The organism is Niallia sp. NCCP-28, assembly GCF_023168165.1.
In the GTDB taxonomy this organism is placed as follows: Bacteria; Bacillota; Bacilli; order Bacillales; family Cytobacillaceae; genus Niallia.
In genome coordinates this window covers 731,850-744,702 of sequence record NZ_BQYJ01000002.1, presented here as the reverse complement: position 1 = coordinate 744,702, position 12,853 = coordinate 731,850, and the positions used below count along the sequence as shown (strand labels likewise).

At 34.2% G+C, this 12,853-nt stretch carries 8 protein-coding genes; 4 read left to right on the top strand and 4 right to left on the bottom strand.

Annotated elements, in window-relative coordinates; genetic code table 11:
• The first annotated feature begins 55 nt into the window (after positions 1-55).
• Complete coding sequence (locus tag NCCP28_RS08110; protein WP_248560887.1) at positions 56-1,189, top strand: NAD(P)/FAD-dependent oxidoreductase; 1,134 nt, start codon at positions 56-58, stop codon at positions 1,187-1,189.
• Positions 1,190-1,658: 469 nt separating this feature from the next.
• Here the strand turns inward: NCCP28_RS08110 and NCCP28_RS08105 are convergent, their stop codons facing one another.
• Positions 1,659-2,783: a response regulator gene (locus NCCP28_RS08105; protein WP_248560886.1), complete on the bottom strand. Its 1,125-nt coding sequence runs from the start codon at positions 2,781-2,783 to the stop codon at positions 1,659-1,661.
• A 41-nt stretch (positions 2,784-2,824) separates the two neighbouring features.
• Positions 2,825-5,842 carry an ATP-binding protein gene (locus tag NCCP28_RS08100; protein WP_248560885.1) on the bottom strand — a complete coding sequence of 1,006 codons (3,018 nt, stop codon included), beginning with the start codon at positions 5,840-5,842 and terminating at the stop codon, positions 2,825-2,827.
• A gap of 375 nt (positions 5,843-6,217) precedes the next feature.
• Between NCCP28_RS08100 and NCCP28_RS08095 the strand changes: the two genes are divergently transcribed.
• The gene (locus NCCP28_RS08095; RefSeq protein ID WP_248560884.1) at positions 6,218-6,373 is read left to right on the top strand and encodes a hypothetical protein; all 156 of its coding nucleotides are present in this window, start codon (positions 6,218-6,220) and stop codon (positions 6,371-6,373) included.
• The gene (minD, locus tag NCCP28_RS08090) at positions 6,374-7,180 is read left to right on the top strand and encodes a septum site-determining protein MinD (protein WP_248560883.1); all 807 of its coding nucleotides are present in this window, start codon (positions 6,374-6,376) and stop codon (positions 7,178-7,180) included.
• Positions 7,181-7,316: 136 nt separating this feature from the next.
• On the opposite strand, the gene NCCP28_RS08085 is transcribed toward minD, so the two are convergent.
• Complete coding sequence (locus NCCP28_RS08085) at positions 7,317-9,977, bottom strand: SH3 domain-containing protein (protein ID WP_248560882.1); 2,661 nt, start codon at positions 9,975-9,977, stop codon at positions 7,317-7,319.
• A gap of 604 nt (positions 9,978-10,581) precedes the next feature.
• The gene (locus NCCP28_RS08080; protein WP_248560881.1) at positions 10,582-11,217 is read right to left on the bottom strand and encodes an FMN-dependent NADH-azoreductase; all 636 of its coding nucleotides are present in this window, start codon (positions 11,215-11,217) and stop codon (positions 10,582-10,584) included.
• A 486-nt stretch (positions 11,218-11,703) separates the two neighbouring features.
• Between NCCP28_RS08080 and NCCP28_RS08075 the strand changes: the two genes are divergently transcribed.
• Complete coding sequence (locus NCCP28_RS08075) at positions 11,704-12,849, top strand: betaine/proline/choline family ABC transporter ATP-binding protein (RefSeq protein WP_248560880.1); 1,146 nt, start codon at positions 11,704-11,706, stop codon at positions 12,847-12,849.
• Positions 12,850-12,853 lie beyond the last annotated feature (4 nt).

Here is a 12,853-nt window from a genome sequence, read left to right as displayed (position 1 = left end):
CAAATCTGCATATGAAACAAAAGACTATATCTTAATATGTTAGGATGTTTAACAAATGAAAAAAGTAATTGTTGTGGGTGGCGGAATATTAGGAGCTGCTACTGCATTTGAATTAGCAAAAAGAAAAGCTTCTGTCACCATTATTGATAGCGAACACTCTGGACGGGCAACTGCAGCTGCAGCCGGCATTATCTGTCCGTGGATTTCCCAGCGAAGAAATAAAAGGTGGTATTCCTTAGCGCGAAATGGCGCGAAATATTATCCTGCATTAATTGATGAATTAGCATTCTATCAAGAATCAACAACAGGATATGCAAAAGTTGGCGCAATCAGCCTCCATTCTGATTCAGCAAAGCTGGAAGCAATGTTCGAACGGACATTAAAACGAAAGGTGGAAGCACCTGAAATCGGCGATGTTTCCATCCTTCGTCCAGAACAAGCAAAAGCATTATTTCCCCTCCTTGCTGACGGCTATGGGGCTGTTCATGTAAGTGGAGCTGCTAGAGTAGATGGCCAAGCTTTAAGAAATTCTCTTATCTCTGCAAGCAAAAAACTGGGTGCCCATTATTTGAAGGGGACTTGCACCTTATTAACAGATAAGCAAAAAACCATCGGTGTTCAAACAGAAAATGGAAGCATCTTAGCAGATGAAGTCATTGTTGCTGGAGGAGCTTGGGCAAATCATGTATTGCAGCCATTAAATATATCTTTTCAAGTGACAGAGCAAAAGGGGCAGATTGTCCATCTTGAGTTGCCAAATATTGATTGCCATAAGTGGCCTGTTGTCATGCCTCCACATGATCAATATATACTTGCACTAGAAAATAATCGAATTGTAATCGGAGCAACACATGAAAATAATACAAATTTCGATTATCGGATAACCGTTGGTGGCATAAAAGAAATAATAGACAAAGCACTTCTATTTGCTCCTGGATTAATTGATAGCACTTTTTTAGAGACAAAAGTGGGATTTCGCCCATTCACTCCTGACTTCCTCCCTGTTTTTGGAAGGATTAAAGGAAAAGATGGACTTCTTATCGCAAATGGACTAGGTGCTTCTGGTTTAACAATGGGTCCTTTTATCGGACAGCAGCTTGCTAAATATTTACTGGAAACTCCTGATATAGATTTTTCTGATTATAGTGTAGATGATTGCATATTAGAAAATAATAAAGCTTTTAAATAAAGTGAAACTCACAAACAGGCTTTTACGGGCAATTATCTCCCCCCTGAATCTCTCATTTTTTCTCATAATTGTGAGGTGGAGTGGGGGCAAAAGCCTGTTCGTGTGTGATGAAAATGCCAGAGACTGTTTTCATAAACTTTATCGCTGTTTAATCAAAAACGAAATAGTCGATTTCCAATCCAATCAACATCTTTATGTATGGTTTTTCAGATAAAATCTATTTAAAAACAACAATCTTTTAGAAAGGCCTTTTTCTTAATGTTTATTATTTTTAACAGAAAAAACAGGAGAAGCAGATCTCGAGCAGGCAGCATACACGGAGAATTCTGTGGGAATGAGAGAAGGACAAAACCCTGCAGGAGCAAAGCGACGAAGCAGCTCGGCGCTCGCACACAAAAAGCGAAGTGTCTGCAGGAAGATACTTTTAAAAGCCACCATCTATACGAAAACAGCCTTTAGAAAAGGGCTTTTATAAACTTCTTAAAACTTTCACTAGTTCCAGCGTTTCTACAGATGGAGGGATATGAAATTCTTCTTGAAGAATAGTTTCCAATTGCTTAAAAATGTTCAATCCTTCCGTTTTTCTTTTTAATAAAGTATATAGCTGCAGCAAACACTGATAATATTTTTCTCTAAACGGATTAAGTTCAATCGCTTTATTTAATAAGAAAATCGCTAGTTCTTTATTATCGTCTGCCTGTTTTTCTGCTAGATTTTCAAGGATGGCTAAATATTCTGCCCTTATTTGATTTTGTCTGTCCCGCATCCACAGATAATCATTTTCCTCCATATACTCTCCTGGATATAATGATACAAGTTTATAGCAATCTTCTTCCGTACAATTTAGATTTTTTTTCAATTTTATTAAAAGGGTATACAGTTCTTCTAAATCAGATGAAAAGGTTAATTTCATAATATATCCATTTCCGTTTTTCTGCAGCATTTCCGGCATTCCTATTTCACGAAACATTTTCCTCAAATAAGAAATGCAGGTATAAAAATTCACTTTCGCTTTCTCATAATTTACATCAGGCCAAATATCATCGATTATTTTTTCTTTATCTAAAAATACCCCTTGTTGATTAAAAAAATAGGCACAGAGTTCTTTCACTTTATATGTTTTCCAATTTAAAGATGTTGTTTTCTTATAAATAATTTCAAACCTTCTCATAAATTTAACGTAAATCTCGGCTGGTTCTACATTATTTCTCATTACTTTTTTGGCAATAACTCGATCTAATGTTTTTTGCAGCCGTTCACTTTTAACTGGCTTCAACAAATAATCTAGTGCATATAATTCAAATGCTTTAACCGCATATTCGTTGTATGCGGTTAAAAAAACAATGTCTATTTCTGCATTTACTTCTTTAATTTCTTCTGCCAGGTCTATTCCATTTAACCCCGGCATCTCAATATCCAAAAAAACGGCATCTACAGCAGCGCCTTTTTTTATTTCGTTTAATACTTCAATAGGATTTATAAATTTTTTTATCGTAACAGGAGTGAATTTGACTATTTTTTTTATTTTTATTTCTAGAACATCTAATGCAATTGCCTCATCGTCCACAATATATATATTCATTTTATTCACCATGCTTTTCCGCCTAAAAACAGGCGCATTTATTGTATTTTTTCCTATTTCAAATCCGTAATTTCTAATACTACTTTTGTTCCGCTATTTTCTTTACTCATTATTTTCAATTCTGTTCCATAATAATATTTTAGCCTTTTATTAATGTTTTTCAAACCAACATGCCCTTCACTATGCGCTGCAGAAAAAATAGCATCTAATGTTTCTTGTGTCATTCCTACCCCAGTATCTTCTATTGTTATCTTAATTTTTTTATCGTTCTTTTCTACGCTAAAAAAAAGGAAACCTCCTGCTGCTTTTTTTGAAATACCATGTCTTATTGCATTTTCTATTACTGGCTGGACGATTAATGGCGGCAGCATAAAGTCTTTTGCTTTTATATCATATTTTATATGAATGCGGTTTTGGAAACGAATTTTTTCAATATCAACATAGGAATGTATAAGCTGCATTTCCTTTTCAAATGGTATCAATGTAGTCGTATTATGGAAATCAAAGCTGCTCCTTAAATACTCTGCAAAGTTTTCCGTTACATCCCGCGATTGCTCAATATCTGTATAGCTAAGTGCATTGATTGTATTTAATACATTAAATAAAAAATGCGGCTTAATTTGCGACTGCAAAAAGGCTACTTCCATTGCAATGGATTGATTTACTGCCTCTTTCATCATTAATAAATTTTTTACTCGGGCCTCAAATTCTGCATAATCAAAGGGTTTATTAATTAAATCATTTGCGCCCATTTGCAAAATATTGATTTTGTCCATCTGGTAAGATGATTCAACCATCATTAGTATAGGCAAATCAACTAAACTATAATTTTGTCTAATATTTTTGCTTAATTCATAACCTGACATTTTTGGCATAACTAAATCTACTACAACTAAATCAATTTGAGCTTTTTTCTTCATAATGGAAAGAGCTTCGCATCCATCTTTTGCTGCAATAACATTTGCTGGGATAGACTCAATAATATCAATCATTATTTTCAAAAGTGCATCATTGTCATCGACAAGCAACACCGTATAAGATGCATTAATTTTTGAGAAGTAGGGTGTCTCCATCTTAAAATAGGTTCTGTCGTTCTCCATTATTTTCCCATTTCTATATGAAGACATTTTTGACTGCATCGACATAGGCAGCGAAAAAGTAACGGTTGTTCCTTCTCCCTCTTTGGAGTCAATAATAATTTCTCCTTTTTGCAAATTTAATAGTTGTTTTACAATTTTCAGCCCAAGTCCATATAAATTATTTGTTTCAATATTATGATGGAGAAGATTCATTACTTGCTCTAGTTTTTTTTGATTCATGCCACATCCATTGTCTTGCACCGTAATATTTACATAATGATCCTTTGGTACAGCGGAAACAATAATTTCTCCAGCATGAGTGTTTTTCACTGCATTATCAAGCAAATTGCTGACAATCTGCCGAAAACGGTTTTCATCTGCAATAATAAACGGAGTATTTGCGGGAACTTGATTTACTATCTTAATTTTTTTTTGCTGTGCGATAATTTGAAAAATACTAATCTCAATCGTAATAGTCGCATGTACATCAACTACCACTTTTTCCACTTTTAATAACCCTTGTCTTAAATTAACAAAATCTGAAATTTCATGGACCAGCATGGTTAAACGAAAACTTAAAGAACGAATTAACTCCATCTTCTGCAGGCTGCCCTCTTCTAACAGTTCTTTCCTTTTCAGCATCGATTCTATAATTTGGCGAATGCCGGTTAATGGTGTAAGAAATTCATGAGTCGTTCTTTCTAAAAATTCATTTTTCACTTGATCAGTTTTTATTAATTCTATCGATAATTGTTCAATTTTTCGGAAAGCAAGCATAAACCTTAATGATAATAAAAGAGAAAACATCATCAGTGCCATCAGCGGCAATAGATTAACCCAACTAGCTATATAGGTATTGGTATATGCATTGATATTCTCAAGCATTGTATATGCTGCCATAGAAATAGCGGCAAGCAATAAATAATAGCCTTCTGTTTCTTTAGAAAGTGTTGATTGAATAAAAATATAGAAAGCATAAAATAGAGAAATTGCTCCCAGCACGGTATGCATCAACATAAAGACCTCTGATATTTTGTCTACAAACAAAAGATCATAAAGCAGCATATATCCACTTAATCCAATAAATAAATATACCCATTTTTTCGAAGCATATTTCTTATGTGCTGTCAGCAAATAAGAATATACGGTAATTGTAATTCCGCATAAAGATAGATATTGCAGTCTCAGTACAGACGGGTATGAAATATCCGGAAAAAGAAAATAAATCACTTTTTCTCCATGCACAAACTGATATAATCCAATAAATAAGCAAACGAACGCAAAATGTACCAGATAGAACTCTTTTCTTCTCTGAAAAAATAGCCCCCCAAAAAAGAAGCCCATAATAAAAAAAGAAGTAATAGTCATCCAATCGATTGTCAAATCATAATCTCTTAAATCAGATATAGCTTCTTGTTTGCCAAAAAAAATTGGTTTGTTAATCCCGCCTGTTGGCAGATGAATAAAATTCGCAACCTGAATAATTAATTCATTATCTCCGTTTTTCAACTGTAAATAGTGAACATACGAAGTGTTTTTTGAAATAAAATCTTTTTTTTCTCCTGGATTTCCTAGTTGTTTTATTAATTGACCATTTAAATACATTTTGTGAGCCATCTGAATAGAGTTTATTTTAAGCCCATAAATCCCAGATGGATTTTCTACATGAATAATTAATCGGTAAGTCCCTATTCCATAGCCTGTATCTGTGCCGCTAAAGTCTTTCCAGTTCTGCGCTACAGGTACATACTCAGACTTGATATTATCCATTTCTTCTATATCTTTAGAAGATAGCAGCTTATCTCGAAAAAATTCCCACTCTCCCTTTAATTCAATAACATTCTTATCTTGCAAATCAAAATCATTGACTACTATTTTCCCATTGATGGCTTTTGTAAGATATGCTGTCTCCTTTTCAAAATTATAAAGCGCAATAGAGCCTACAATGGCAAATAAAATAAGCGTAAGTATAAACGCAAGCAGCTTTTTCATTAATATCCCCTTCATTTTTCTACTACCCAATGTGTTTTCTATTATCTTATAGATAGAAGAGAAAAATCAATATAGTCAAAATGGAGAGAAAAATGATTTTTAAGTTTTTTTTAAGTTTTTCGGAGTATATTGGAGAGGAGAGAATAAGAAGAAAGATGCATACATATACAATAATTACCAGTTGTTACTAGTAAATAACTATATACTTTCTGTTTTATCTTTTTTTCGATTTACTTTAAGGGGATGGTAGTATTATCATATAATGTAAATCATCCTCATTATCGCATACCCAATATATACACCACATGAATATAACCAGATGTTTATCCTAGAAGCTGATGGCAAAACCAATAATTTAAAATGGGGGGCAAGAAAATGATTCTGCTAGTTCTTCTCCTTGTGCTCATATGGTGGTGTACAAGAAACTATTTAGCAAATAGAACCCGACTACATAATAAAAAAAAATTAAAGCAAAAATTAATTAAATCATTAGAAATCAATCATCATTATAAAAAAACTGGAGGCAGTTAAATGACAAGAACGATAGCCGTCTTATCAGGAAAAGGCGGAGTTGGCAAAACAACCATTACTGCAAACTTAGGGCTCGCTTTAGCTTTAAAAGGATATAAAGTATGCTTAATCGACGCAGATTTTGGATTGCGGAATTTAGATGTTCCATTAGGGCTTACGAACAGAATCATTTTAGACATCAATGATTTTTTAGAGGGAAGCTGTTCTCTGCATAATGTGCTTATAAGACACCGAGAAGCAAAAAACCTTCATTTTATTCCGGGGAGTAAATCAAAGAACTCATCTGAAATTGATGAGCATATTTTAGCAGAGCGGATAAAAGAAATGAAATCTTATTATGATTTTATTCTAATCGACTCACCAGCTGGTATAGAAAAAGGCTTCATTTATGCCGTTAGCGCTTGTGATGAAGCAATCGTTGTTACTACTCCAGATAAAACGGCTCTGCAAGATGCAGATCGAGTAATTGGGATACTAGAATCTTATCCAGAGAAAAAGATCCAACTTTTGGTGAACTTAATAGAAACAACTAAACATTGCTTGGAAGAGATACTAAATTTATTAAATATTGATCTATTGGGGGTTCTTCCTGCAGATTCTCAAATTATTTGTTCTGTGCATAAAGGAATGCCTATAGTCTTAGACCCAACACAAAAAAGCGGGTTGTTATATCGACGCATCGCAAGCAAATTATGTGGCCATGAAGTTCCATTTCATGATGAAATAGAAAATAAAAAATCAAAACAATCTATTTTAAATAGAGGATTGTTCCAGCGCAAATTAAATAGAATGAGACTATCTCACTAAAATAGAATTCTTGTTTGTTTTTCTCCATCAATTTCACAATAATTCTCATATTTTTACAGATTATGCTGCATGAATTATTCATAAGAGAATGGTCCTTTCTTTAAGAAAAGACCACTCCTCCTTTTCACAAAAAAGATTATTGTTTATATACTGGTATTTCTTTTTTCATTGTATAGGAATCTAGCAAACTATAAAGGCTGTAAATTTGGTTAACTTGTTTAGTAGCCCAACCAATATCTGAAGCATATTGATGTGTAGCTATCCCTTTATTAACTGCAGCTTCTGGATTCCATCTCATTTTATAAAGAGTATCCTGCCCTGCATTTATATATCCTTGAGCAATAAATTTCGCTCCTCCAATAATGGCAGCTTCTGGTGTAAACCATCCAGCATTATAGGCATATTTAGCGCCGCTGGCAACAGCGCTTCCGTCATAGGCACCTATCCCATACATATTATATACTTGTCTTCCATTGTAGGTTACGCCATTTGCCAAAGAAGATTTGCCGTTTCCTGTTTCTAGCAGCGCATGAGAAATAAGGTATATTTCATTTACCCCATAAGATTTCGCTGCTGCAACAAAAGAAGAAGCTTTTCCTGCAAGGATTCCTTTGCCTGATAATATTTTTTCATTTACTTCTTGATCCTTTATATTAGCTGTTTCTGATAGTTTAATAAACTGTAAAGACAACACTGTATTGGAAACAAAATTTTGAGGGTTAATATAATAAGATGTATCTTCCTTACTTGCATTTACCCATGTTTGCGTATTTTTAACCTTATACCAGTTATATCCGTCTGTTCCTTGAACTTTTTCAAGAATCGTTAATACCGTTCCACTATTTACATTTGTGACAGCCCAATAATCTGTTCCTGCTCCTCCTCTTAATCTCCAGCTGCCGCCAACGACTGTTGCTTTTGCCGCATCTGAAAAGTTAAATTTAAGGGCATCTTCTCTGATATAGGTACTATACTGCTTATCGGTCTGTGGATTAACACTCATTTGAATATCTGTCATTGCATTAACAGTAAAGCTGTAATTTTGATAGACAGTAGTTACTTCACTATTATTTGTTCCTGTATCTGTTCCTGTTTCTTTTTCAGCAGTTAAGTAATCTGAACTTACATATCCCGTTTTGCCAGTTGCTGAAATTTTGGACCAGCCATTTGCTTCGGAAGAAACTTCCACCTTTGTTCCAGCTGCCAGTTTCGCTATTACTTCTGCGGAAACAGAAGGAAGTTTGCGCATATTTAATGTAGAACCAGCTTTTACATTAACATACTTAGATACTTTATTTGCATTATCCTCTACTACCGAGCCTACTGCGCTAGCGGATAAATAGCCTGAACTTACATAGCCAGTCTGCGTGCCGGATTTTATTTTAGACCAACCATTTGCTTCTGATAATACAGTTACTTTTGTATTTTTTCCTAGTTTTTTTATAACTGCTCCACTAGCAGAAGGAGATTGGCGCATATTTAAGGATGAACCTTCACTGACATTTACATATTTCGTTACAGCAGATTCCGATGAACTTTCACTGCTGGAATCATTGCTGTTATCTGCGCTAATTTTTGTTTTTGCTATGTATTTACTACTTACAAAACCAGTTTTTCCATTTGCTTTTATTTTGGACCAGCCATTATTCTGAGAATACACTTCTACTTTTGTTCCTCTTGCTAATTTGATTATTACACTGCCAGTTGTAGAAGCTGATTTCCGCAAATTAAGTTCGGAACCTTTAGTGACATTAACATACATGACAGTAATGGAATCTGTGTCTTTTTCATTGGAGATTATTGGATTGGAGGCCGTTAAATAACTGCTGGAAACATAGCCCGTCTTGCCGCTAACATTCACCTTTGACCAGCCATTTGCTTCGGAAAGAACTTCTACCTTCGTTCCCCTGCTTAATGTTTTTATGATACTGCCTTTAGCGCTTGCGCTATTTCTCATATTTAAGGATGACTTTTCTGCAACCGTCACATACATCGTTTTGCTTTTTGCCACACTTGCCTCCACTTTATCTGATGAGGATGTAGTCGCAATTTTAGAAGCTGATAAATAGCTAGAATTCACATAGCCTTCTTTTCCGTATACGCTAATTTTAGACCAGCCATTTGCTTCGGAATAAACAGTCACCTGTACTCCTCTAGCTAATTTGACAATAACAGATGAATTTGCATTAGGCTTTGTGCGCATATTCAAATTAGATCCACTGCTAACATTCACATACTTTGCTTTTTTTGTTTCTTCTGCTGGCTTACTTGCTTGTGCTGTTGATTTTGTCGTGTTTTCATTTATAGCATTTTTTAAGTACTTGTCTGCCACATAACCAGTTTTTCCATTAACCCCCACTTTCGACCAGCCATTTGCTGTGGAATACACTTCTACTTTTGTGTTATTTTTTACTGTTGCAACTACTTTTGCTGTTGTAGAAGCTTGCGATCTTACGTTTAAGGAAGATGTGGCATCAACGGAAACAAATTTAGTTGCAGTTGCAGTTGCAGTTTGCTGTTTTGCAGTTAAATAAGCAGAACTTACATATCCTGTTTTGCCATTTGCCGAAATTTTAGACCATCCGTTTTCCACTGATAAAACAGTAACTTCTGCCTCCTTTTTTAAAGTTGCAATAATCGCAGCAGAGGTAGACGGGGCTTTTCTCATATTTAATGTAGAATTTTGTTCAATATTAACATACGCCACTTTTAGCGAGTCGGCATGTACATGATGGTGAATAAGTCCTGGTGCAGTTAAAGAAGCTATTATTACTCCTGGTGCAAGTATTTTCCTCATAGGTATTTCCTCCTGTTACTAAAGAACCAAAAAAATTAAATTAGGAACTATTGACATGTTTTTTAATAAAATCTTAATTTGAATATAGCATAAAACAAACCATTTATTATATATTACCTATCTTATTATCTAATAAACTTCACGTATATAATACTATAGTCACATTTTTGAAAACCAGGTTGAATAATTATAACCACTTTATGAATTATATATTTTTGTTTGCAGTCATTAATCTTATTTTTGGTTATGGGTTCCATTGTAAAAAAACGTCTTTACAGAATAATTTAATTCTTTTTACAATTCATTTAAGAATAAATAACAATTATAATTCTTTTCGTAATACCTAGGGGATCTTCCATCATTTTTTCGAAGTTGTTGAATCTTGTCAGAAAAATTATTAGTAAAATAAAATTCCAATCAGGGAATGGTCTCCGTCTCTCACTGATTACTAGTGGAATCCATCGGGCTTTTATGCGAAAGTCTCTGCCTGCCTAAATTTTTCGTTTCCCTATCTGCTTCCTGATCTTAGGGAATGATCAAAAACCCCCTTTAAATAAGCATAAAAAAGAGGCATCCCGATTGGGGTGCCTCTTTTTTATGCTTATTAGAATGTATGAGCCAAGTCTTTTGCTCTTGCAATTCCATTTTCTTTGATTTCTTGCGCTTTATCTGGCTGTGCATTATGTCCTTCGATAAATATCCCTTCAAATGAAGGCACTCCAAAAAAGTTCATGATAATACTTAAGTATTTATGGCCCATTTCCAAATCAGCTGCAGGACCTTCTGAATAAAAGCCTCCGCGTGCTTGAATATGAAGAGCCTTTTTATCAGTTAACAATCCAATTGGACCTTCTGCTGTATATTTAAACGTTTTGCCTGCAACCGCTACAGAATCAAGGTATGCTTTCATTACTGGAGGAAATGAAAAGTTCCAAAGTGGTGTAACGAATACATATTTGTCTGCTCCAACAAATTGATCGCTTAATTCAGCAAGGCGTGCAACTTTTGCTTGTTCTTCTTGAGATAAGGCATCAAATGCACTGCCTGACTGAAGTTTTCCCCATCCGCTAAACACATCTGCATCAATATGAGGAATATTTTCTTTATACAAATCAATTGCAACAATTTCATCGTTTGGATTTACTGTTTTGTATTCTTCGATAAAAGCTTTCCCTGCTGCCATACTGAAAGAAGCAGTTTCATCATGTGGATGTGCTGTAATGTATAATACTTTTGCCAAAATAATCTCCCTTTCTTTTGTTAATCCGAACTCTTTTTATTTTATCTTTTTTAGAAGAAATTACTCTATCCTTTTTAAAAAGATAGTTTGATAACAAAAATTATCGGATTAAATATCTCTAAATAAAGTATCTTTAATTCAATATAAATTTACACAAATTCCGACAACTTGTCAACCATTTTTGCTTTTTTCCCCACTTTTTAAAGTTTTTTTATTTATTTATGGTTTTATAGTTGCGAGGTATGGGTATATAAATAACTCCCCCACTTAGGCATGCATCATTACAATAAAATAAAGCTATTGAATAGAATCCTCCATCTAATCCAAATTTTATTCCAAACTATCTGTTATGAAAAACTGTTTTATTTGTTAGAGAATTTTATTATAAATTGTGCAATCAAATGCCAGCAATTTCAATCCCTTTATTTTTCGAGCTAATTTTATGAATGTATGTACTAAAAAACATTAATTTAGGAGGTGCTTTTATTGTTAAAGATGGAAAATGTATCTAAAACATATAAAGGCGGAAAAAATGCAGTAAAAAATATTAATTTAGAAATCCAAAAAGGAGAATTCATTTGTTTTATCGGACCAAGCGGCTGTGGGAAAACGACCACAATGAAAATGATTAATCGTTTAATTGAGCCATCTGGTGGAGCAATTTATATTAACGGCGAAAACATCCTTCATAAAAACCCAATTGAATTAAGACGACATATCGGTTACGTTATCCAATCTATCGGACTTTTTCCGCATATGACTATATCAGAAAATATTACGCTTGTACCTAAATTATTAAAATGGAAGGAAAATAAACGCCAAGAAAAAGCAAAAGAATTGCTGAAGCTAGTAGACATGGGACCAGAATATCTAGATCGCTATCCCCATGAACTAAGCGGGGGGCAGCAGCAAAGGATCGGTGTATTGCGTGCCCTTGCAGCCAATCCTCCTTTAATCCTAATGGATGAACCCTTTGGAGCACTTGACCCGATAACCAGGGATTCCTTACAAGAAGAGTTTAAAAATCTGCAAAAAACATTAGATAAAACAATTGTATTTGTCACACATGATATGGATGAGGCAATTAAACTAGCCGATCGTATTGTCATCCTAAAAGATGGAGAAATTGTTCAAGTTGGCACACCTGATGAAATACTCCGAAATCCTAAAAATGAATTTGTAGAAGAATTTATAGGAAAAGAACGATTGATTCAAACAAGACCAAATGTTGAGCTTGTTAGGCAAATTATGAATCAAAATCCTATTTCCATTACAGAAGATAAATCTTTATCTGATGCGATTGCCTTAATGAAAGAAAAACGAGTGGATTCTTTGTTAGTCGTGGATGAAAATAACCAATTAAAAGGATATGTAGACATTGAAACAATTGATGAAAAACGAAAAAAAGCATCTACAATTAAAGATTTGCTAATAACTGATTTATATAAAGTGCAGGCTGACACAATGATACGAGATACCGTTCAAAAAATCCTAAAACGTGGCGTTAAGTATGTGCCAGTTGTTGATGAAGCGCATCACCTTGTTGGAATTGTAACAAGAGCTTCTTTAGTTGATATTGTTTATGACAGCATTTGGGGAACTGATGAGGCGCTAATTACAACCAATTCTTAAGAGG